The organism is Actinoplanes sp. NPDC023714 (assembly GCF_040639855.1).
Taxonomy (GTDB): Bacteria; Actinomycetota; Actinomycetes; order Mycobacteriales; family Micromonosporaceae; genus Actinoplanes.
The window spans coordinates 359,127-380,277 of record NZ_JBFAAR010000005.1 but is presented as its reverse complement, the minus strand read 5'-3'; the positions used below and the strand labels follow the sequence as shown (position 1 = coordinate 380,277).

Annotated in this window: 25 protein-coding genes; 11 read left to right on the top strand and 14 right to left on the bottom strand. The window is 71.1% G+C overall.

The features are described 5' to 3' along the window. Nucleotides 1–5: 5 nt before the first annotated feature. Nucleotides 6–1,172 carry a metallophosphoesterase gene (locus tag AB0G10_RS24535; protein WP_360925936.1) on the bottom strand — a complete coding sequence of 389 codons (1,167 nt, stop codon included), beginning with the start codon at nt 1,170–1,172 and terminating at the stop codon, nt 6–8. An 89-nt stretch (nt 1,173–1,261) separates the two neighbouring features. On the opposite strand from AB0G10_RS24535, the gene AB0G10_RS24530 reads away from it, so the two are divergent. Continuing rightward, complete coding sequence (locus AB0G10_RS24530; RefSeq protein WP_360926459.1) at nt 1,262–1,939, top strand: VOC family protein; 678 nt, start codon at nt 1,262–1,264, stop codon at nt 1,937–1,939. Nucleotides 1,940–2,180: 241 nt separating this feature from the next. Here AB0G10_RS24530 and AB0G10_RS24525 read toward each other — a convergent pair whose 3' ends face one another. From AB0G10_RS24525 to AB0G10_RS24515, 3 genes are all read right to left on the bottom strand, one after another. Beyond that, nucleotides 2,181–2,423: a MoaD/ThiS family protein gene (locus tag AB0G10_RS24525; RefSeq protein ID WP_360925933.1), complete on the bottom strand. Its 243-nt coding sequence runs from the start codon at nt 2,421–2,423 to the stop codon at nt 2,181–2,183. A gap of 2 nt (nt 2,424–2,425) precedes the next feature. After that, the gene (gene moaA, locus AB0G10_RS24520) at nt 2,426–3,442 is read right to left on the bottom strand and encodes a GTP 3',8-cyclase MoaA (protein WP_360925930.1); all 1,017 of its coding nucleotides are present in this window, start codon (nt 3,440–3,442) and stop codon (nt 2,426–2,428) included. Between the two features lie 100 nt (nt 3,443–3,542). Next, nucleotides 3,543–4,421 carry a fructosamine kinase family protein gene (locus AB0G10_RS24515; protein WP_360925927.1) on the bottom strand — a complete coding sequence of 293 codons (879 nt, stop codon included), beginning with the start codon at nt 4,419–4,421 and terminating at the stop codon, nt 3,543–3,545. A gap of 56 nt (nt 4,422–4,477) precedes the next feature. Here AB0G10_RS24515 and AB0G10_RS24510 point away from each other — a divergent pair, with 56 nt between their 5' ends. Both AB0G10_RS24510 and AB0G10_RS24505 read left to right on the top strand, forming a co-directional pair. Next, nucleotides 4,478–4,981, top strand: a complete 504-nt coding sequence (locus AB0G10_RS24510; protein ID WP_360925924.1) for a GNAT family N-acetyltransferase — start codon at nt 4,478–4,480, stop codon at nt 4,979–4,981. Nucleotides 4,982–5,063: 82 nt separating this feature from the next. Next, a complete protein-coding gene (locus AB0G10_RS24505; protein ID WP_360925921.1) occupies nt 5,064–6,095 on the top strand; it encodes a DUF4192 domain-containing protein in 1,032 nt (343 codons plus the stop codon). A 6-nt stretch (nt 6,096–6,101) separates the two neighbouring features. Here AB0G10_RS24505 and AB0G10_RS24500 read toward each other — a convergent pair whose 3' ends face one another. Next, nucleotides 6,102–7,733 carry an alkaline phosphatase D family protein gene (locus AB0G10_RS24500; RefSeq protein WP_360925918.1) on the bottom strand — a complete coding sequence of 544 codons (1,632 nt, stop codon included), beginning with the start codon at nt 7,731–7,733 and terminating at the stop codon, nt 6,102–6,104. Between the two features lie 71 nt (nt 7,734–7,804). Then, on the bottom strand, nt 7,805–8,632 hold the full coding sequence (gene fdhD, locus AB0G10_RS24495) for a formate dehydrogenase accessory sulfurtransferase FdhD (protein WP_360925915.1): 828 nt from the start codon (nt 8,630–8,632) through the stop codon (nt 7,805–7,807). Nucleotides 8,633–8,701: 69 nt separating this feature from the next. On the opposite strand from fdhD, the gene AB0G10_RS24490 reads away from it, so the two are divergent. From AB0G10_RS24490 to AB0G10_RS24480, 3 genes are all read left to right on the top strand, one after another. After that, nucleotides 8,702–9,301, top strand: a complete 600-nt coding sequence (locus AB0G10_RS24490; protein ID WP_360925912.1) for an NTP transferase domain-containing protein — start codon at nt 8,702–8,704, stop codon at nt 9,299–9,301. Then, the gene (locus tag AB0G10_RS24485; protein WP_360925909.1) at nt 9,289–9,546 is read left to right on the top strand and encodes a DUF6457 domain-containing protein; all 258 of its coding nucleotides are present in this window, start codon (nt 9,289–9,291) and stop codon (nt 9,544–9,546) included. The genes AB0G10_RS24490 and AB0G10_RS24485 overlap by 13 nt, the downstream gene beginning before the upstream one ends. 64 nt (nt 9,547–9,610) lie before the next feature. Then, the gene (locus tag AB0G10_RS24480; RefSeq protein ID WP_360925906.1) at nt 9,611–10,672 is read left to right on the top strand and encodes a hypothetical protein; all 1,062 of its coding nucleotides are present in this window, start codon (nt 9,611–9,613) and stop codon (nt 10,670–10,672) included. 497 nt (nt 10,673–11,169) lie between these two features. Here the strand turns inward: AB0G10_RS24480 and AB0G10_RS24475 are convergent, their stop codons facing one another. Further along, complete coding sequence (locus AB0G10_RS24475; RefSeq protein WP_127554179.1) at nt 11,170–11,625, bottom strand: Lrp/AsnC family transcriptional regulator; 456 nt, start codon at nt 11,623–11,625, stop codon at nt 11,170–11,172. Nucleotides 11,626–11,693: 68 nt separating this feature from the next. Here AB0G10_RS24475 and ddaH point away from each other — a divergent pair, with 68 nt between their 5' ends. Beyond that, complete coding sequence (gene ddaH, locus AB0G10_RS24470; RefSeq protein ID WP_360925903.1) at nt 11,694–12,518, top strand: dimethylargininase; 825 nt, start codon at nt 11,694–11,696, stop codon at nt 12,516–12,518. A 34-nt stretch (nt 12,519–12,552) separates the two neighbouring features. Further along, the gene (locus tag AB0G10_RS24465; RefSeq protein WP_360925900.1) at nt 12,553–13,128 is read left to right on the top strand and encodes a bacterial proteasome activator family protein; all 576 of its coding nucleotides are present in this window, start codon (nt 12,553–12,555) and stop codon (nt 13,126–13,128) included. Nucleotides 13,129–13,347: 219 nt separating this feature from the next. Here the strand turns inward: AB0G10_RS24465 and AB0G10_RS24460 are convergent, their stop codons facing one another. The 4 genes from AB0G10_RS24460 to AB0G10_RS24445 form a co-directional block, all read right to left on the bottom strand. Next, nucleotides 13,348–14,142, bottom strand: a complete 795-nt coding sequence (locus tag AB0G10_RS24460; protein WP_360925897.1) for an HAD family hydrolase — start codon at nt 14,140–14,142, stop codon at nt 13,348–13,350. Continuing rightward, on the bottom strand, nt 14,139–14,954 hold the full coding sequence (locus tag AB0G10_RS24455; protein ID WP_360925894.1) for an HAD family hydrolase: 816 nt from the start codon (nt 14,952–14,954) through the stop codon (nt 14,139–14,141). The genes AB0G10_RS24460 and AB0G10_RS24455 overlap by 4 nt, the downstream gene beginning before the upstream one ends. Before the next feature lie 105 nt (nt 14,955–15,059). After that, entirely contained in the window at nt 15,060–16,319 is a 1,260-nt protein-coding gene (gene serS / locus AB0G10_RS24450; protein WP_360925891.1) for a serine--tRNA ligase, read from the bottom strand. A gap of 55 nt (nt 16,320–16,374) precedes the next feature. Then, nucleotides 16,375–17,145 carry a hypothetical protein gene (locus AB0G10_RS24445; protein WP_360925888.1) on the bottom strand — a complete coding sequence of 257 codons (771 nt, stop codon included), beginning with the start codon at nt 17,143–17,145 and terminating at the stop codon, nt 16,375–16,377. A 67-nt stretch (nt 17,146–17,212) separates the two neighbouring features. On the opposite strand from AB0G10_RS24445, the gene AB0G10_RS24440 reads away from it, so the two are divergent. The 3 genes from AB0G10_RS24440 to AB0G10_RS24430 all read left to right on the top strand — a co-directional run bounded on the left by AB0G10_RS24440 (nt 17,213) and on the right by AB0G10_RS24430 (nt 18,845). Further along, entirely contained in the window at nt 17,213–17,641 is a 429-nt protein-coding gene (locus AB0G10_RS24440) for an OsmC family protein (protein WP_360925885.1), read from the top strand. Nucleotides 17,642–17,730: 89 nt separating this feature from the next. Then, nucleotides 17,731–18,078 (top strand): metallopeptidase family protein, encoded by a 348-nt coding sequence (locus tag AB0G10_RS24435; protein ID WP_360926456.1) that lies wholly within the window; start codon nt 17,731–17,733, stop codon nt 18,076–18,078. A 26-nt stretch (nt 18,079–18,104) separates the two neighbouring features. Further along, a complete protein-coding gene (locus AB0G10_RS24430) occupies nt 18,105–18,845 on the top strand; it encodes an AIM24 family protein (RefSeq protein WP_360925882.1) in 741 nt (246 codons plus the stop codon). Between the two features lie 234 nt (nt 18,846–19,079). On the opposite strand, the gene pheA is transcribed toward AB0G10_RS24430, so the two are convergent. From pheA to AB0G10_RS24415, 3 genes are read right to left on the bottom strand one after another with little or no spacing between them, the layout of a single operon-like run. Continuing rightward, nucleotides 19,080–20,018: a prephenate dehydratase gene (gene pheA / locus AB0G10_RS24425; RefSeq protein ID WP_360925880.1), complete on the bottom strand. Its 939-nt coding sequence runs from the start codon at nt 20,016–20,018 to the stop codon at nt 19,080–19,082. 26 nt (nt 20,019–20,044) lie between these two features. Then, the gene (locus AB0G10_RS24420; protein ID WP_360925877.1) at nt 20,045–20,671 is read right to left on the bottom strand and encodes a hypothetical protein; all 627 of its coding nucleotides are present in this window, start codon (nt 20,669–20,671) and stop codon (nt 20,045–20,047) included. Between the two features lie 24 nt (nt 20,672–20,695). Next, nucleotides 20,696–21,088, bottom strand: coding sequence for an ACT domain-containing protein (locus tag AB0G10_RS24415; RefSeq protein WP_014448147.1), 393 nt, complete (start codon nt 21,086–21,088; stop codon nt 20,696–20,698). Nucleotides 21,089–21,151 lie beyond the last annotated feature (63 nt).

Here is a 21,151-nt window from a genome sequence, read left to right as displayed (position 1 = left end):
ATTAGCTATGCCGTACGGAGTTCGATGAGGGTGACTTGCGGTGGGGCGCCGACACGTACCGGCGGACCCCACGATCCGGCGCCGTTCGTCACGTACACCGGCACCCCGTCCACGGTCCCGAAGCCGGAGACTACCGGTTGGGCGAGGCGGACGAGCAGGTTGAAGGGGACCATCTGGCCGCCGTGGGTGTGCCCGGAGATCTGGAGGTCGACCCGGTAGGGCGCCGCGTCCTCGGCGGCGACCGGCTGGTGGGCCATCAGGATCGTGGGCCGGGTCGTGTCCCGGTCGCCGAGCGCGCGGGCGTAGTCGGCCGGCTCGCCGCCGTGTTCCGCCGCGTCGTAGTCGTTCACCCCGGCCAGGTAGAGACCGTCGATCTCCACCCGTTCGTTGAGCAGCGGCCGCATCCCCAGCTCGGTCACCTCGCCGATCCACTCCTCGACCCCGGAGTAGTACTCGTGGTTGCCGGTCACGAAGTAGGTGCCCCTCCGCGATCGCAGGCCGGCCAGGGGCTCGACGAACCGTCCCAACTGCGGCACCGTCCCGTCGACGAGATCACCCACGACGCAGACGACGTCCGCGTCCATTGAGTTGATCATGCGGGTGATCCGCCGCGCGTGTTCCACGCCGGTCCGCGGCCCGATGTGGATGTCCGAGACGACCGCGAGCCGGTAGCCGTCCATCGTCCGCGGCAGCTTCTTCATCGGCATCTGGAACCGGTCGAGCCGGGGAGGTCCGGCCGCGGTCCGCACGCCGTAGGTGGTGATGCCGGTGGCGGTGAGTCCCGCGAAGATCGCTGCTCCGCGCGCGAGGACCAGGCGTCTTTCGACGCCCGCTCTGTCGGTTGCGCTTGCCGGGGCTTCCGCTTCCCCTCGGGTACGGGGGGAAGCCCTCCGCCGTCGCGCGATGACCCATCGCGGAACCTCCAGGACGGCCAGCGTGACCATCAGGTAGAACATCACCGCGACCCACAGGTAGCCGGGCGGGCCCAGCCACTGCACGTATCCGTTCCGCACCCCGAACAGGGTGACCGCCACCGTGACGCCGAGGATCACCATGACGGCGGTGCCGGCCCGGCGCCGCCATCCCGGCCGGATCGTGTCGGCGACCAGTCGTTTCCACAGATAGAGGTGGACGACGACGATGCCCGCCACGACGAACGCGTAGAACAGCAACTCGGAAGTTCCTCCCCCGTACCGGCCTGCCCGGACCAGTGTCCCCGACCGGGGTTGCGGCGGGCTGGGAGGCTGGCCCCGTGGAACGGATGTTGAGCCGTGGTGAGGCTTCGGACGCGGTCAGTGGGCACGGGTGGCGGTTCCTGCTGGGGACGTTGCGGACTTCGGTACGGGTGGGTTCGCTCACCGACGCGGTGTCCCTCGCGGCCCGGGCCGTCGAGGCGTGCGGCGAGCACGCCGACGGTCACCTGCGCACCGACCTGAGGCCGAACCGGGTCGAGTTCGTGCTGGAGACCCGCGAGTTCGCCGCGCTGACCGATCGCGACGTCGAACTGGCCCACCGCATCACCGCGATGGTCGAGGCCCTGGGCCTGCACACCGAACCGGCGATCGACGCCGACCTCCGCTCGGTGCAGGAGCTCGAACTGGCCATCGACGCGCTCGACATCCCCGCGATCAGGCCGTTCTGGAAGGCCGTCCTGGGCTACGCCGACCCCCTGCCCGGAGCCGGCCCGGCCGACCCGCTGGTCGACCCGATCGGCCAGGGCCCGGCCGTCTGGTTCCAGCAGATGACCGAGCCGAGACGCCAGCGCAACCGCATCCACCTGGACCTCTGCGTCCCGCACGACGAGGCCCCGGCCCGAATAGCCGCCGCCCTGGTAGCGGGAGGCCGCCTACTCTCCGACCGCCGCTCCCCGTCCTTCTGGATCCTCTCCGATCCCGAAGGCAACGAGATCTGCGTGACCACCTGGCAGGGCCGCGACTGACCTCCCGGCACGCTGCCGCCCGCGCTGCCTTCGCTCCTCGACCGACATATCCGAAATGTCGGGCGAAGTCGAGGCGGTCGATGCCGATCAGGTCAGCCAGACCGGCGAGCTTCCATCCCTTGCCTGACAAATGCGAAATGTCCGGCAAGGGAGCGTCGCCAGCGAGATGAGCGGGCACGGCAGTTAGGCGGGCGGCAGCTGGGGGCCGGCGGCTGGGCGGGCGGCGGCGGGGTGAGGTGGATCAGCCGCCTGCGAAGGGGGGCAGCACGTCGATGGTGGCGTTCGGGGGCAGGGCGGCTTCTCGGTCGTGGCAGGTGAGGCCGTCGACGAGGAAGCTTGCTGCCTTCATGACCAGGGCCAGCTTCTCGCCGTGGCGATCGGCTAGGAGTTGGGTCATTTCGTCCAGGGTTGTGGCCTCGGCGGGCTCGGAGGACAGGCCGCCGGCTGCGGCTCGGGCCCCGGCGAAGTAGCGGACTGTCAGCACCGTCAGCCTCCGATCGCGGACATGGGGCGGGCCGGCTGGAGGAAGGCCGGGTTGTCGATGCCGTGGCCGGCTCGTTTGCCCCACATCGCGGTACGCCAGGCCTCGCCGATCCGGGCGTCGGTGGCGTCGCCGCGGAGCAGGGCTCGGAGGTCGCTCTCCTCGGTCGCGAAGAGGCAGTTGCGGACCTGGCCGTCGGCGGTGAGGCGGGTGCGGTCGCAGTCCCCGCAGAACGGCCGCGTGACACTGGCGATGACGCCGACCCGGGCGGGCTGGCCGGCCGCGTCGAGGTAGCCCGGGACCAGCCAGGTCTCGGCCGGCGCCGTTCCACGTGAAACATCGTCGGGACGGAGGTCGAACGTCTCGAGGGCGGCCAGGATCTCCGAGGCGGTGACCATCTCGTGCCGGTCCCACTGGTGCTGGGCGTCGAGGGGCATCTGCTCGATGAAGCGCAACTGGTAGCCGTGGTCGAGCGCGAACTTCAGCAGCTCGGCGGCCTCGTCGTCGTTGACCCCGCGCATCAGCACGGTATTGATCTTCACGGGGGTCAGCCCGGCGTCGACGGCGGCGCGCAGGCCGGACAGCACGTCGGCGTGGCGGTCGCGGCGGGTCAGCGTGTGGAAGCGGGCCGGGTCGAGGGTGTCGAGCGAGACGTTCACCCGATCGAGGCCGGCCTCCTTCAGCGCGGGGGCGATCCGGTCGAGGCCGATGCCGTTCGTCGTGACCGAGAGCTTCGGCCTGGGGGTGAGCTTCGCGGCGGCCGCGACGATGCCGACCAGGCCGCGGCGGATCAGCGGCTCGCCGCCGGTGAACCGGACCTCGGTGACGCCGAGCTGCTCCACCGCGATCCGCACGAGCCGGCTCACCTCGTCGTCGGTGAGCTGGTCGGGCTGCGGCATCCAGGCCAGACCCTCCGCGGGCATGCAGTACGTGCACCGCAGATTGCACCGGTCGGTCAGGGAGACGCGCAGGTCGGTCGCGATCCGGCCGAACCGGTCGGCCAGCACGGTCACCGAGACCACCGCGCGAGGGCGAGGTCGGAAGCGGAGATGCTCACGGATCGAATCTAGCCGCTCCGGGCGCACATCGCCGTTACGCATATCGCTGTGTGGACGGCGGGTTTCAGGAGCGGAGGACCCTATCGGCCGCCGCCATGACCGCGCCGCGATAGGAACCGCCGAACGCGGCGGTGTGCACGAGCAGCAGATGCAGCTGGTGCAACGGCACCCGCGCCTCCCATCCGTCGGCGAGCGGCCACTCCTCCCGGTAGGCCGCGAGGATCACGTCGAGGAAGGGCGCCCCGCCGAAGAGTGCCAGCGTCGCGAGGTCGGTCTCCCGATGGCCGCCGTGGGCCGCCGGATCCACGAGCCGGCAACGGCCGTCGGCGCCCCACAGCAGGTTCCCGGGCCACAGGTCGCCGTGGACGCGGGCGGGCGGCTCGCTCCCCCCGTACGCATCAATGGTCTTGAGAATCTCCTCCACGACCGTCGCGTCATCCGCGGAAAGGGCGCCTCGATCAACGGAGAGCCGCAGGTAGGGAAGGAGGCGGCGGGTCGCGAACCACGATCCCCAGGGGCCTGCGGAGGGCGTGTTGTCGAGCGGGAGCGGCCCGATCCATCCCGGCCAGGAGGCGCCGAACGCGGGAGCCCCACTGCGATGCGTCCGCGCCAGCCCACGCCCGAAATCGGCGGCCGCCGACCGCGACGGCGAGCCGGGCGTGATCCATTCGAGAGCCAGAAGATCTTCAAGAGCGGTGAAGACCTCGGGTACGTCGACCGCGCCCGCCGCCAGCAGCCACCCCAAACCGGCGGCCTCCGAGGTGAACATGCCGTCGGGGGCCGGACCCGACGGCCAGGACTTCGCGAAGATCGAGGTGCCGTCGTCGAGCGTCAGCCGCCGCGCCGTGCACACGCCACCGCTCACCGGAGTCTCCCGGATCCGCTGATGTGTCAGAAATGTCGGGAGATGCTGGGGATGCGCGCGCAGGTACGCCAGGTCCACCCGCTTATCTTGCGCTTCCGGTGACGAACATCCCAATGCGAAGGCATGATGGCGACATGACCCCTGTCGCTGTGCGTTCGTATCGCCCGAGCGATCACTCGGCGGGCCGGAACCTGTGGGCGGAGCTCACCCGGCAGCACAACGAGATGTACGGGGAACAGTCCAGCGACGACGGCGCCGGCTTCGAGGAATACCTGACCAGGCTCGATCTCTCCGGTCTCTGGGTCGCCGACCACGCCGACGACGGGGTCATCGGGATGGTCGGGCTGATCATGCGGGGGCGGGCCGGCGAGGTCGACCCGGTCGTCGTCACGGTCACCCACCGGCACAAGGGCGTGGGCCGGGTCCTGCTGCAACACGTCGCGGCCGAGGCGAAGAACCGCAGCATGACGTCGCTGACCATCTCGCCCGAGTCGCGCAACGTCGACGCGATCCGCAGCCTGCACGCCGCCGGGTACGACGTGGTCTCCTCGATCGAGCTGACCATGGACCTGAGCCGGCACAGCAACGCCTATCACCAAGAGGGCCTGCAGCTGCACGAGCTGCCGTTCCGCAGCTGACGGTTTTCCACAGGACGCGCTCGTCCACAGGGCGCCGACCGAGGCATGCGGGCCGGATCGCGGCGCGGCCACGCTGCCCCGCATGACTTATCCCATCACCGTCCGCTCCCCGTCCGATCTCATCGCGGTCCTGCCGTTCCTGCTCGGCTACCACCCGGCCGACAGCGTCGCCGTGGTCGGCCTCTCCGGCCCGGACATCGACTTCGGTGCGTGCTACGAGATACCGCCGCCGGGCAGCGATCCCGATCGCGTCCGGGAGGCCGAGCGGGTGACCGCCGGGACGCTGGCCCGGCAGGAGTCGGCGTGGCTCGTGGTCGTCGGGTTCGGGCCGGCCGTCCGGGCCACGCCGGCGGTGCTCGGCCTGGTGACCGCGCTGGACGCCGCCGGGGTGCGGGTGAAGGACGCCCTCCGGGTGACCGAGGGCCGCTGGTGGTCCTACTTCTGCGCGGATCTGCGGTGCTGCTCCCCGGACGGGACGCCTTGCCTGCCGCCGGACAGCGTCATCGCGGCCGAGGCGACGTTCCGCGGTCAGGTCGCCCTGCCGAGCCGCCGCGATCTGACCGCCCTGGTGGCGCCGATCGGCGGCCCGGAGCGGGTCGCCATGGGCGAGGCCACCGAGCGGGCCAGGAAGCGGTTCGCCGAGCTGATCGCCGGCGCCGCGGCGGATGAGGGGGACGGGAGGCGGCATGCTCGCCGGATCCGGCGGGCCGGTCAGATCGCGGTCCGGCAGGCGGAGACGAGATACCGGTCCGGCCGGGAGCTCGACGCGGACGAGACGGCCTGGCTCGGTGCGCTGCTGGCCGACCGGGCCGTGGAGGACTACGCGCTGGACCGGGTGACGCCGGAGGACTGGCGGATCCGGCTCTGGACGGACGTGCTGCGCCGGGTCGAGCGGGTGTACGTCCCGACGCCGGCGTGCCTGCTCGGCTTCACCGCCTGGCGGTCCGGGAACGGGCCGCTCGCCCGGGTCGCGGTGGACCGGGCCCTCGCCGCCGAGCCCCGGCACCACCTGGCCGGGCTGCTGCACGAGGTGCTCGGGTTCGGGCTCTCGCCGTACCTTCTGAACCCGGACGTGCCGCCGAGCCGGGCCCGCCGCTTCCGGCGGGCCCGGTGAAGCCTTCTAGGGCCGGTTGGTCTCCTGCTCCACAGTGGCGGCGCCCAGATCGCCGGCCGAGCGCAGCGACGCGGACGGCGTCGGGTCGTCCACGATCTGGTGCAGGCCGGGCACCCGGTCCTCGATGACGAACGTGGCCCGGGTGTGCGCCGGCGCGCCCGCTGTCGTCACGTAGGGCAGGGTCACGAAGTCCGCGGTCAGCGCATCCCGGGTGATCGTGGTCCGGACGTACCCGCGCTGGTTGTTGTAGAAGCGCAGGTGCGGGTTCCAGGCCGCCCACGGGTGCGTGCCGGCCGGCACGTCGGCGCCGTCGCCGCCGGACGTGATCGAGGAGCAGACCAGTTCGGTGCCGACGGTCTTCGAGGTCGGGTCGTCGTAGTCCAGCTTCAGCTCGTCGGCCCAGTGCGCGTGCACGTCGCCGGTGAGCACGACCGGGTTGCGGACGCCCGCGTCCACCCAGCCGCGGGTGATCCGGTCACGGGACGCCTGGTATCCGTCCCAGGAGTCCATGCTGAGCACCTTCTGCGGGCCCGCGTTGTTGTCCCGCTGACCGAAGAAGACCTGCTGGCCCAGTACGTCCCAGCGCGCCGTCGACCGCCGGAAGCCGTCGAGCAGCCACTTCTCCTGCTCCGGGCCGGTGATGGAGCGCGCCGGGTCGTACGCGGCAGGGCAGTCCTTGTAGCCGTCCCCGCAACCCTGGTCGTCCCGGTACTGCCGGGTGTCGAGCATGTGGAAGGTGGCGAGGCGTCCCCAGTGCAGCCGGCGGTACAGCTGCATGTCGATGCCGCGCGGCACCGAGGTACGGCGCAGCGGCATGTTCTCGTAGTACGCCTGGAACGCGGCGGCCCGGCGAGCCAGGAAGTCCGGATCGGCCTGCTCGGGCACCTCGTCGGCCCAGTTGTTCTCGGTCTCGTGGTCGTCCCAGACGACGGCCCAGGGCGCCACGGCGTGCGCGGCCTGCAGGTCCGGGTCGGTCTTGTACTGGGCGTGCCGCTGCCGGTAGTTCGCCAGGGTGACGGTCTCCGGTCCTTCGTGGTCGCGAGGATTGCCGCCGGGGATGTTGTAGGTGTCCGGCGCGTACTCGTACTGGTAGTCGCCCAGGTGCAGGATCAGCTCCGGCTCGTCCTCGGCCAGCCGCCGGTACGCCGTGAAGTACCCGTGCTCGAACTGCGAGCAGGACACGAACGACATGGCGAGCGCGCCGACCTGCGCGTGCCGGGCCGGCGCCGTGCGGGTGCGGCCGACCGGCGACGTGTACCGCTCGGCGCGGAACCGGTAGAAGAACTCCCGGCCGGGCGACAGGCCGTCGAGCTCGACGTGCACGCTGTGCCCGCGATCCGGGCGGGCCACGGCGACCCCGCGGCGGACGATTTTGCGGAACCTCTCGTCGGCGGCGAGCTCCCAGGTCACGGCGACGTTCCGGTACGGCATGCCGCCCAGGCCGTCCTCGGCGAGCGGGGTGGGCGCGAGCCGGGTCCAGAGCACGAAGCCGTCCGGGTCCGGGTCGCCGGACGCGACGCCGAGGGTGAACGGGTCGGATCGCAGCGGCCCCCGGTAGGGCGCACCGGCCCCGGCGAGCGGGATCACGGTGGCCGCGCCGGCGGTGGTCAAGAGCAGCGTTCTGCGCGAAACAGACATGACCGCAGCCTGTTGCGCATAGATGACTGTGACTTCCGGGCTGGCTTTACGGCCGGGGGAACCTCACATGGTCAGAAAGTGACGCGCTGCGCGCCCGCGTAGATGTTCATCCGCGGCTCGCGGAGGAAGCCGATCAGCGTCATCCCGGCCTCGTCGGCCAGCTCGGCGGCGAGCGTGCTGGGCGCCGAGACCGCGGCGAGCAGCGGCACGCCGGCCATCCACGCCTTCTGGGTCAGCTCGAAGCTGGCCCGGCCGGAGACCATCAGCACGTGCCCGGCCAGCGGCAGCCGGCCCTCCCGCACCGCCCATCCGATCACCTTGTCGACCGCGTTGTGCCGTCCCACGTCCTCGCGCAGCACCAGCAGGTCGCCGGCGGCCGTGAACAGGCCCGCGGCGTGCAGCCCGCCGGTCCGGTCGAACGTCCGCTGCGCCTTTCGCAGCTTCTCCGGCAGCCCGGCGAGGACCGTCGCCGGGATCTCCAGCGGATCGCCCGCCACGTCGAAGCGCGACCGGGTCCGGACCGCGTCGATGCTGGCCTTGCCGCAGACCCCGCACGAGCTGGTCGTGTAGAAGTTCCGGCTCGGATCGGTGACCGGCGGCGGCACGTGCGGATCGAGCACCACGTCGACCACGTTGTAGGTGTTCGGCGTGTCGGTGCCGGCGCAGAGCTGGGCGGTCACCACGTCGTCGGCCTTGCCGATCACGCCCTCGCTGAGGAGGAAGCCCATGGCGAGGTCGATGTCGTGCCCGGGAGTGCGCATCGTCACAGCGAGCGGCTGCTTCCGCACCCTGATCTCGAGCGGCTCCTCGGCGGCGAGCTCGTCCTGTTTGCGCCGGGTGACAGGCGTCGTCCCCAGGTCGACACTCACCACCGAGCGGCGCGTCACGTTCCTCCCCATAAGAGAACCCTACGGGCTCGAACTGAGCGCGCGGTCACGTCCGGCACGCGGTCGGGATACGGTACTCACGTGGGGGGATTTGCGGCGGTGGTCCTGGCCGGTGGTGCGGCGCGGCGGATGGGTGGCGCGGACAAGCCGACTTTGCCGGTTGCCGGCCAGTCGATGCTGACCCGCGTCCTGGCCGCTGTGCACGACGCCGATCCCCGGGTCGTGGTCGGCCGGGTGCCGGCCGACCTGCCGGTCTCCGTGCACGTGACCCGGGAGGAGCCGCCCGGCGGTGGCCCGGTCGCGGCCGCCGCGGCCGGTCTCGCGCTGGTGCCCGACACCGTGGCGTTCACCGCGCTGCTCGCCGCCGACCTGCCGTTCCTGACCGGCGAGGCGATCGACGTGCTGCGGCTGACCATGGAGTCGGCGCCGATGGAGGGCGCGGTCTACCGCGACGCCGAAGGCCACCTGCAGGTGCTCTGCGGGGTGTGGCGGACGAAGGCGCTGCGTGCCGCGCTGGTCCGGCTCGCCGAGGAGCGCGGCGATCTGAACGGCGCGCCGGTGCGGTCGCTGCTGGAGAAGGTACGGGTCGCCGAGGTCTCCTGGCGCCGGCCGGGCCCGCCGCCCTGGTTCGACTGCGACACCGACGACGACCTGCGCACCGCCGAGGAATGGGCCCGATGAGGGAAGAGATGGACGCCTGGCTCGCCGCCGCCGGCGCCGAGCTCGGCGTACGCCCCGAAGAGGTGCCGGCGACCGAGCTGCTCGACGTGGCCCGGGATGTCGCGCACAACGTCCTGCGTCCCGGCGCGCCCGTCACGGCGTACCTCATGGGTCTTGCCGTCGGCCGTGGCGCCGACCCGGCCGAAGCCGCCGCGAAGATCAGCGCCCTGGCGCTGAACTGGGGCAACCGGCAAGATCAATCCTGACCGGCGGACAGGGCATCCACGAGCCGTCGGCGCTCGATAGGGTGACGGGAACGGAGGTGCGATCATGCCGGACGAAGGCATCCTGCTCGACGAGCCCACCACGGCTGACCTACGAGCGAAGGTCACCGAGGCGTGGCGGGAGTTCGCCGGCGCGCTGGCAACGCTGCTGCCCACCCTCCCCCCGGGTGCGCACGTCGACATCACCCTCGACCCCACCGCCTCCGGCACCGGGACCGCTGTCTACTCGGTGAGCATGCGGGTCTCCGAGGACGGCGTCATCGAAGCCCTCGCGGTCGGCAACGCCGAACTCCCGGCGGAATACCGGATGGATCGGGCCACCGTCGCCGACATGGTCGCGCTCGGCTGGTCCCCGCCCGGCGTGCTGCCCGACTCGGGCGACTCGTTCGGCCTCCGCGGCGAACAGGCCAAGTCGCGGGAGATCGCCACCCTCGTCACGCGCACCCTGCGGGACATCTACGGCGCGCCGCACCCCGCCTTCCTCGTCTACCTGGTCCACGACGAGGAGGACGAGCCGATCGAGACGGCCCTGCTCGGGACCGCCCGGCACGAGCCCTCGGCGACCGGAACCGTCGACCTCGACAAGCTCGAGGGCGACGACGCGCTGGAAGCCGCGCTCGCGAGCGCCGACGCCGACGTGGTGCCGCTCGACGAGCGGGTCCGCACCGTCGTCGCCACCATGTCGAAGACCACCGTCGACCAGCTCCAGGTCGACGCGGACGGCGACATCGGGATCCGGGCCGGCTCGGCCATGGTCTTCGTCCGGGTCCGGGACAACCCGCCCCTCGTCGATGTCTTCTCGCCGATCCTCACCGAGGTCGAGCCGACCGAGCAGCTGTATGTGAAGCTCTCCGAGCTGACCAACCGGATGCCGATCGGGCGGCTGTACTGCGCGCAGGACACGGTGTGGGCGTCCATCCCGGTGTTCGGCCGCAACTTCCAGGCGATCCACCTGATGCTGGCGGTCCAGGTGATGACCGGCCTCGCTGATGAACTGGACGACCGGTTGCACGGGGAGTTCGGCGGCAAGCGCTTCTTCGGCGAGGGCGACAAGCCGGTGCCGCCGAAGACCGACAGCGGTGAGCACCGGCCCGGCATGTACCTCTGACGGGTCTCCTCCGAGCCTCTCTGCTTCGCGCCCTCTCTGCTTCGCGTCCTTCCTGCTCCGCGCCCTTGCTGCTCCGCGCCCTTGCTGCTCCGTGCCCTTGCTGCTTCGCGCCCTTCCTGCTTCGCGCCCTCTGTTTCCGCGATCTTGTGACTTTCCGCGGCACCGGTCCTGCGCAAAGTCACAAGATCGCGGCGGAGAGGGCGCGGGTGGCGTGGCACGGGCGCGCGCGGGGCGGCACGGCACGCGCGCGGGCGGGCGGGCGGCGAGGGTGGCGCGCGGGCGGGCGGCGAGGGTGGCGCGCGGACGCTGCGAGGGCGGCGCGGTACGAAGATGGCGCGGCATGGCGACGGCGCGCGCGGGCTGCGCGGCGCCAGGGATGGCGCGAGGCTGCGCGGGCGCGGGCGCCGTGGGTGGCGTGGGGGCTGCGAGTGGCGCCGGGGTTGCGCGGGGCGGCTCGTGGGCGGTGCGGCGCGGGCGGTGCTAGCGACGCGGGAGCGTTAGGCGGGGCCCACCGTCGTGGGGGTCTCCACGAGCCGCGACAACACCACCATGCTTCGTGTGGAAGTCACGAACGGCTCGGCTCGCAGCTTCTCCAGCGCCTGCTCCAGATGCCCGATGTCGGCGGCCCTCAGATGCACGAGCGCGTCCGCCTGGCCGGACACCGTGTAGGCCGCGACCACCTCGGGATGCCGCCGGGTCGCCACGGTGATCTGGGCCGGGGTCGTCCGTCCCGTACAGAAGAGCTCGACGAACGCCTCGGTGGTCCACCCCACGGCGGCCGGCTCGATGACCGTGGTGAAGCCCTTGATCACGCCGCTGGCGCGCAGCCTGTCGACCCGTCGTTTCACGGCGGGGGCGGAAAGGGACACCTTCGCGCCGATCTCGGCGTACGAAGATCGGGCATCGGCCACCAGCAACGCAATGATTCGCTGGTCAACGGCGTCCATCTGCAACGATTCGCCTCCGAGGAGCAAGATTTCCACCTGTTTGCTGCACCGCAGCCTACCTACTCTTTAGATTCATGAGCCACAGTGAGCGATTGCCGCGAAACAGGACATACCTCATGTGTCCCCCGGAGCATTTCACGGTCGAGTACGCGATCAACCCGTGGATGGACACCGAGGTCGCGGTCGACGCCGGTCTGGCCCTGAAGCAGTGGGACGCGCTGCGCAACACGCTCGTCGATCTGGGCCACCTGGTGCACGTGCTCGACGCCCGGCCCGGCCTGCCCGACATGGTCTACTCGGCGAACGGCGCCTTCTCGGTGGACGGCACCGTCTACGGCGCCCGGTTCAAATACCCGCAGCGCGCCGACGAGGCGGCGGCTCACCGGGCGTTCTACGGGAGTCCGTGGCGCTATCACGCCCCGGAGCAGGTCAACGAGGGCGAGGGCGACTTCGCCTACCTCCCCGGCGCCTACGGTGGCATCGTGCTGGCGGGGTACGGCTTCCGTACCGACCCGGCCGCGCACGCCGAGGCGCAGGAGGTGCTCGGCCGTCCGGTGATCTCGCTGAAGCTGGTCGACCCGGCCTTCTACCACCTGGACACCGCGCTGGCGGCCCTCGACGACCGGCACGTCACCTACTACCCGGGCGCGTTCTCGCCGGCCTCGCAGCGGGTGCTCGCCCAGCTCTTCCCGGACGCGCTGCTGGCCGACCGGGAGGACGCCGAGGCGTTCGGGCTGAACCTGGTGAGCGACGGCCGGCACGTGATCCTCAACACCGAGGCGGTCGGGATGGGGCACAAGGTGCGCGCCGCCGGATATCAGCCGGTCCACGTGGACCTCTCCGAGCTCAAGCGCGGCGGCGGAAGTGTCAAGTGCGCGGTGGCCGAGCTGCGGGCGTGAGCAGCACGAGAAGCGGTGCGCAAAGATAGAACCCATGACCGACGACACCCGCACCACTGAGCACGCCGACGACGGTTCCGTCATCGTCGTGGGCCCGGACGGCCGGCCGATCGGCACGTTCTCCGAGGACGGCTCGCTCACCCCGGAGGAACCGGGCAACCTCATCGAGCAGCCCGCGAAGGTCATGCGGATCGGCAGCATGATCAAGCAGTTGCTCGAGGAGGTCCGGGCGGCTCCTCTCGACGAGGCGAGCCGCGGCCGGCTGCGGGAGATCCACCAGCGGTCGATCAAGGAGCTGGAGGACGGTCTCGCTCCCGAGCTGCGCGAGGAGCTGGAACGTCTCTCGCTGCCGTTCGAGGGTGAGACCCCGCCGAGCGAGGCCGAGCTGCGCATCGCCCAGGCCCAGCTGGTCGGCTGGCTCGAGGGTCTCTTCCACGGGATCCAGGCCGCGCTGGTGGCTCAGCAGATGGCCGCGCGGCTCCAGCTGGAGCAGATGCGTGGCGGCGGAGCCGGGCGCCCCGCGCTGCCGATGGGCGGCGCGGGCCTCATCCCCGGGCGCCAGGCTCCCGCGAACGGCGAGGTCCAGGGCAGGACCGGCCAATATCTGTAAGTCCGGCTTCGCTTCGCTCCGCTGGGCAAAACGCCTTTTGACCCGGTGAGGAGGCAGCTGGTTTCCCGCCGCCCGCAAACCCCGCGGGCGTCGGCAAACCAGGTGCCTCCTCACCGGCGGCGTTTTGCGGGTCGCCCTGTGGCTACGCCTGTACTGGAGCGGAACACGTGGTCGTCCGGCCGGAGACACCGCTGTCACTCGTACCCGAGGGTGTGGCTCTTAAAGGTCGAAAGCCTCACGCAGGTAGCGCGCCACCCCGTCGTCGTCGTTCGACGCGCAGACGTCGTCGGCGATCTCCTTGACGGCGGGGTGGGCGTTTCCCATCGCGACGGCGCGCCCCGCCCAGGAGAGCATCGGGATGTCGTTGGGCATGTCGCCGAACGCCACCACCTGCTCGGCCGTGACGCCCTCGCGCTCGCAGAGCCAGGCCAGGCCGGCCGCCTTCGTCACGCCGGCCGCGGAGATCTCGACGAGCGCCGACGACGACGAGCGGGTGGCCACGGCACGGTCGCCCAGGGTCCGGCTGACCAGCTCGAGGAAGTCGTCCGGGTCGGCCGTCGCCGAGCGGGCCAGCAGTTTCACGGCCGGCGCCGAGGTGAGCTCCTCGGGCGTGCTGATCACCCGGATCCGGTGGTCGCCCTCCCAGAGCCGCGGCCAGGCCTGCTCGTGCAGGAACGAGCGACCGTCCTCGACCTCGACCGCCAGCACCACGTCGGGCACCGCGTCGCGCAGGCGCTTCGTCACGTCCAGCAGGACCTCGGCCGGCATCGACTCGGCGCGCAGGATCTGATCGGTGTCCGGGTCGTAGATCACCGCGCCGTTCGCGCAGACCGCGGGCAGCGGGTGCGGCAACTGGTCCTGGAGCTGGTCGAGCCAGCGCATCGGGCGGCCGGTCACCAGGATCACCGGGACCGGAACCTGGGCCAGGACGTCGAGGGTGCGCCGGGTGAGAACCCGCTCGCTGTTGATCAGAGTGCCGTCGATGTCGGTGGCGACCAGGCTGAAGCTCATCACCTCGACAATAGCCGGTCCAGGAAGACCGCCACCCCGTCCTCGTCGTTGGCGAGGGTCACCGCGTCGGCCCGGTCGAGCAGCTCCGGGTGCGCGTTCGCGACGGCCACCCGGCCCCACCCGGCCCAGGCGAACATCGGCAGGTCGTTGGGCATGTCACCGAAGACCAGCACGTCGGCCGGATCGACGCCGACCGCCTCGGCGACCACGGCGAGGCCGGTGCCCTTGTCGACGCCGGCCGGGCAGATCTCCACATAGTCGAGTCCGGCCTGGGTCACGGTCGCGAGGTCGGCCGGCACGACCCGCCGGGCGACCGCGAGCAGCTCGTCGACGTGGTGGTCGAACGACCGGGCGAACGCCTTGATCACTTCACCGGTGAGGCACTCGGCCCGGGTCCGCGCTTCGACGGTGACCGGGTATCGCCAGGTCGGGTCGTAGTCGCCCCAGAGCGGGGACTCGTCGTGCTCGAGCGCCTCGAACATCACCGAGAGCGGGCTGCCGATCGCCGCTTCCAGCGCGGCGAGCGCCCGGCCGAGCTGCTCGCCGGGGAGCCGGGCCTGCCGCAGATAGCGGGACTCGGCCTGGTCGAGGACCCAGCCGCCCTGCGCCAGGACGAGGTAGTCGGCGACCCGGATGTCGTTGCGCACGAGGGAGGTGAGGCGCGGCCCGCGGCCGGTCGCCGCCACGATCCGGATGCCCGCGGCGCGGACCCGGTCGAGGACCTCGTGGGTGTATGCCGAGACCGTGTCGTCACTGCGGACGAGGGTGCCGTCGAGGTCCGTGGCGATCAGCTTGGGGAGACCGGGCTTGAGCATCTGAGAGCCTCCGAGGGTTGGCGAACCCCCGCGGAGGGCGGAAGGAGAACGTTACACCCGTCCGGCTACCAGCGACCATGACAACTGGTAGCCGGACGGTTGCGATCACTTTTCCGGCGAGAGGACTTCCTTGCCGATGAACGGCTGGAGCGCCTTCGGCACCCGGACCGAGCCGTCCGGCTGCTGGTGGTTCTCCAGGATCGGGATGAGCCACCGGGTGGTGGCGAGCGTCCCGTTCAGTGTCGCCGCGGTCTGCGGCTTACCGTCCTCGTCGCGGTACCGGATGTTGAGCCGGCGGGCCTGGAACGTGGTCGTGTTCGACGTCGAGGTGACCTCGCGGTAGCGGCTCTGCGACGGCACCCAGGCTTCGCAGTCGTATTTCCGCGCGGCGCTGGTACCGAGGTCGCCGGCCGCCACGTCGATCACCCGGTAGGGGATCTCGACCTTGGCGAGCATCTCCTCCTCCATGGCGAGCAGGCGCTGGTGCTCGGCCTTCGCGTCCTCCGGCTTGCAGAACGAGAACATCTCCACCTTGTCGAACTGGTGGACCCGCAGGATGCCACGCACGTCCTTGCCGTGCGAGCCGGCCTCCCGCCGGTAGCAGGACGACCATCCCGCGTATCGCGCCGGCCCGTTGCTCAGGTCGATGATCTCGTTCGAGTGGTAGGCCGCGAGCGCCACCTCCGACGTGCCGACCAGGTAGAGGTCGTCCGCCTCGAGACGGTAGACCTCACTCGCGTGCGCGCCGAGGTAGCCGGTTCCCTCCATCGACTCCGGCCGGACCAGGGTCGGCGTGATCGACGGGGTGAACCCGTTCTGCACCGCCTGCTGGATGGCGAGCTGCAGCATGCCGAGCTGGAGCAGCGCGCCGACGCCGGTCAGGAAGTAGAACCGCGAGCCCGACACCTTCGCGCCGCGCTCGGTGTCGATGGCGCGCAGCGCCTCACCGATCTCCAGGTGGTCCTTCGGATCGGCGATGTCCGGGAGCGTCCCGACCTCGCGCAGCACCACGAAGTCGTCCTCGCCACCGGCCGGCGCGCCCTGCTCGACCACGTTCGGCACGGCCAGGTGCGCGCGACGCAGTTGCTGCTCGGCCTCGCCCGCCGCGGCCTCGGCCGCTTTCACTGCAAGAGCCAGATCTTTCGTACGGGCGAGCAGCGCGGCCCGCTCGTCGCCCTTGGCCTTGGCGACCTCTTTGCCGATGGACTTCTGCTCGGCCCGGACGGACTCGAACCGCTGGGTCGCGGCCCGGCGCTCCTCGTCGGCGCGCAGCAGCGCGTCCACCAGGTCGGTGGACTCGCCGCGCACTCGCTGGCTGGCGCGGATCAGTTCGGGGTCATCCCGGAGCAGACGCAGGTCAATCACGGTTGTCGAGCCTACCGGGAGGTGAGTCCGATCATCACCCGGATATCCCCCGGCGTCACGCTCGATGGGGTCGGTCGTGATCCCCAGGGAATTGGCTTCCGGGGAATTGGCTTCCGGGGAGTTGGCTTCCGGGGAACTGGTCTCCCTGAAGGTGGGCGAACGGCGCGGCCGGGGCGATGCTCAGCTCCAGCGGGGCGTCCGGGGTGTTCTCCGGCTCCTCGGCCGGCCGCGGCTTGACCCGGCGCTCGCGCGGCTCGCCCTCCTGCCGCTCGGCCAGCCACAGCGCGATCAGCGCCGCCACCGCCCCGGCCAGCGCACACCAGATGCCCCGGCCGTATGCCACCTCGGGCTCCCGCTCACCGATCTGCGCGCTGAGGAACCGGGAGATGAGCAGCGAGTTCTCGCCGAGCATCTGCACCACGGCCAGCATCAGGGCGAGTTGCACGCCGCCCAGGCTGAAGCCGGCGAGCCGGGCGTACCGCCGGGCGGGCGTGGGACCGAAGAGAGCCAGCACCACGGCGGTCACCACGAGGAAGAGCCCACCGAGGTACGCCGCGCCGGCCCCGCCCAGGTCGATCACGTTGGCCCGGAACATCTCGGCCTCGGCGACCTCGCCGTCGGAGAACGCGATGCCCTGCACCGTCGTCGTCTGCCACTCGGAGATCAGCGACGCGAACGCGGCGGCCGCGCCGATGCCCGCGACCAGCACCGGAAGCCGGTGGTCGGAGCCGAGGTCGCGCAGGGGCGCGAACCGGGAGGGCCTATCCTCCCGCTCCGGCCTCTCGGGCGCACCGAACTCGATCACGGCTTCGGAGTCGACGGACATGTGCTCCATAATGGCCCCTTGCGTCGAGTACGGGCCAGCGGCCGCTAATTGGGCTAGCGTTTCGGTCATGCCAATTCGTACTGCTTCGGCTCGCTGGGAAGGGAACCTCACCGAGGGTTCCGGCACTGTCAAAACCGGTAAGGGTGGACTGCAGGGGAACTACTCCTTCAAGTCCCGTTTCGAGGAGGGCGAGGGGACCAACCCCGAGGAGCTCATCGCGGCGGCGCACTCCGGCTGCTTCTCGATGGCGTTCTCCAAGGGGCTCGCCGACGCCGGCTTCACGCCGACCTCGGTCGAGACGGTCGCCAAGGTCCGGATGGACAAGGTCGACGGCGGCTTCGGCGTCACCGGCATCGAGCTCGAGACCGTCGGCGACGTCCCGGGCATCGACGACGCGACGTTCCAGAAGATCGCCGAGGGCGCCAAGGAGAACTGCCCGATCTCGCGGCTGCTGTCGCCGGGCGCTCCGATCACGCTGGTCGCGAAGCTCGCCTGATGTTCTGATTCCGGCGCGGTCTCCCACATCGGAGGCCGCGCCGGTTTTCGGTCGGACGCGTGATTGCGGGCACAATTGCCACCGTGCCGGTGAACATGAGTCGTGAAAGGTTCGAAGAGCTCGTCGGGGACGCCCTCGACGAGGTCCCCAACGAGTTGCTGTCCCTCATGAACAACGTCGTCTTCCTGGTCGAGGACGCCCCGCCGGACGGCACCGAGGATCTTCTCGGGCTCTACGAGGGGACCGCGCTCACCGACCGGGGCTGGGACTACGCCGGCGCGCTGCCCGACCGGATCACGATTTACCGCATCCCGACGCTGAAGGTCTGCGACAGCGAGGAGGACGTGGTGGAGGAGGTCGCGATCACCGTGGTGCACGAGATCGCCCACCATTTCGGCATCGACGACCAGCGCCTCCACGATCTCGGCTGGGGCTGATTGAACCGGCTTCCTACGCTGAGATCATGCGCAGCGAACTTTTCTCAGCGGAAAACCTCGAGAAGGAATCGTCTCAGCCCGGCCTCCGGCTGCAGAACTCCAAGCTGCTCAAGGCCGAGCTGAACGGCGAGTTCCTGGCCCGGACCGGCTCGATGGTGGCCTATCAGGGTCAGGTCCAGTTCGAGGCGCTCGGCTCGGGCGGCCTCGGCAAGTTCCTCAAGCAGAAACTCACCGGCGAGGGCGTGCCGCTCATGCGGGTGCGCGGCCAGGGCGACGTCTTCCTCGCCGACCGCGCCTCCGACATCCACCTCATCGACCTGGAGCACGGCGACGCGCTCTCCATCAACGGCGCCAACGTGCTGGCCTTCGACTCGACGCTGAAGTACGACATCAAGGTCGTCAGCGGCGCCGGGATGATGTCCAACGCGGGCCTGTTCAACTGCGTCTTCAGCGGCGCCGGCCGGATCGCCGTGATGACGCACGGCACGCCGGTGGTGCTCAACGTCGACGCGCCCACCTACGTCGACCCGCAGGCCGCGATCGCCTGGTCGGCCGGCCTGCAGACCGGTTTCCACCGGGCCGAGCAGTTCAGCTTCGGCAACCTGCTGGGCCGCAGCACCGGCGAGCGCTTCACGATGAGCTTCAGCGGCCAGGGCTTCGTCATCGTGCAGCCGTCCGAGGAGCCGCCGGGCGGCCTGGCCGGCGCCGGGAACGGTTCCTCCAAATCCAGCGGCGGCAGCATCCTCGAAAACCTCTTCGACGACTAGCAGCAGCCCTCTCCGCCCTCCGCCCTCTCCGCCCTCTCCGCTCCCTCGGCCCGCTCGCCCTCTCCGTCCTCCCGGCCCTCTCCGGCCGCGATCTTGTGGAATGGCGCAGGCCCGTTGCCGCAGAAAGTCACAAGATCGCGGAAGTGGCGGTCATTGCGGCGAGTGGCGTCGCTGCGGGAGCGGCGGGAGCGGCGGGAGTGGCGCTAATGGCGGGAGTGGCGGCGGGGGACGGGGCTAGGGGTTTCGCAGCTTGGTGAGCCAGGCCGCCGAGTCCGCGAAGTCGCCGTCCGTGAGGCCGGGCGGCGGCGCGACCGGCGGCTCCGGCTGCAGCCGGTGTTTCGGGTAGCTGCCGAGGAACCGCACCTCGGCGCAGATCCGGCGCAGGCCCTGCAGCGCCTCGCCGAGCCGGGCCTCGGCCACGTGCCCGGTGCAGTCCAGGAAGAAGACGTACGTCCCCAGCTGCTCCCCGGTCGGCCGGGACTCGATGCGGGACAGGTTGATGCCGCGCACGGCCAGCTCGGTGAGGACCGCGAGCAGCGCACCCACCTGGTCGTGCCGGATCGACACGGCCAGCGAGGTCACGTCGTCGCCGGTCGGGGCGGCCGGCGCGCCGGGGCGGGTGAGCAGCGCGAACCGGGTCACCGCCTCGGCCCGGTCGGCCACCTTCTCGGCGAGGACGGTGAGGTTGTTGCGGGGGATGCCGATCGGGGCGCAGAGGGCCGCGTCGTAGTCACCGGCCGCCGCGCTGATCGCCGCGGCAGCGTTGGAGAGCACGTCGACGACGACCGCGTCCGGCACGTTCGCCTGGAGCCAGTGCCGGCACTGGGCCGAGGCCTGCGGGTGCGCCGCGATGGTCCGCAGCTCGGCGAGCGGCGTGAGCGAGCGCGCCGCCAGCACGAACTCGACAGGCAGCAGCACCTCCCGCGTGATCATCAGCGGGCTGCCGGTGATCAGCTCGTCGAGGGTGACCGGGACGGCGCCGCCGACCGAGTTCTCCAGCGGGACCAGGGCGGCGTCGGCCTCCCCGGAGCGGACCGCTTCGAGGGCCTCCGGGACGCTGCGAGCGGGCGTGCGAACCCCGCGCTCGGCGGCCGGAATCGTGCGGAGGGCGGCCTCGGTGAAGGTGCCCTCCGGGCCGAGGTAGGCGAATCGCATGGGCGGCGTACCGGGCATCCGCTCAGTCTATGTCCCGGCGTTGTTCAGAAGCCGCAGGCCAGCACTCGGATCCCGGCCGGCGCCTCGTCCTGCACCCGGGTGCTGCACACGTCCGCGCCGAGTCCGACGATCGCCAGGGTCGTACCCTTGCCCGTCGCCACGACCTGCAGAGGCTCGTCCTCGTCGTCGCTCTCCCCGGCCAGCCCGACGGTGGTGAACGACCAGGTGCCCGAGCAGAACGGCCCCTCCACCACCTCGAGCTTCGCGTCCGGCACGCCCGGGTCGTTCTTGATCAGCGCGAGGATCTGCGTCTTCGTCGGGTCGCCGGTGCACTTCGCGGCGTGCGACGGCGTGGGCGTGGGCGACTTGGTGAGCGGCCCGGCAGTGGTCGGCGCGGTCGTGGTGGCAGCGGTCGTGGTGGTTCTCGTCGGATAGGTATATGTCGGATAAGTCGTTGTATAAGTAGGCAGCGGCACCGTAGTGGTGGTCGTCGCCGTCGGCTCCAGCGGCGCGAATGTGACCGGCGGCAGCGAGGGCAGCGGCGCCAGGCTCGGCAGGCTGGCCGCCGGCTCGGCGGTCCGGGCGGGCGCGCTCGGAGGAGGCGCGCCGCAGCCGCTCAGCAGGAGCAGGAGGCCCACTGCCGGCAGGCGACGACGTGTGCGGGGGGACACCGGCTCATCGTAGGAGCCCGGACGTCATCCGGCGATACGGTGACCGACGGAAGTCAGGGTGTTCACGGCCTCGGTGAGGCGCACCGACGGCACCAGCAGGTAGTCCGTGTCGTACGTCGAGAACGTCACGATGTTGACCCGGGCGTCGGCGAGCGGCCCGACCAGCGAGGCGAGCACGCCCGTCATGGTCAGGTTCAGGTCGAGGCCGGTCACCCGCAGGCATCGCCAGGCCGTGTCGGCCACCGCGCCGTCCGGCACCCGGTCCTGCGGGCAGATGATCGACAGCTCGTCGACGCCCCAGGTCACCGAGATGACGCTCTTGTCGTCCGGACCCGTCGTGAGCGTGGCGGGCAGGGTCGAGCCGGCCGGCAGCCGGCACACCGCGTACTCACCCGGTAACAGGTCTAGATCGAGCATGAACGCAGACTACGTTGCGAGCGTGTAACGACCAATGCCCCTCAGCTGCGGTGAACGCCACAT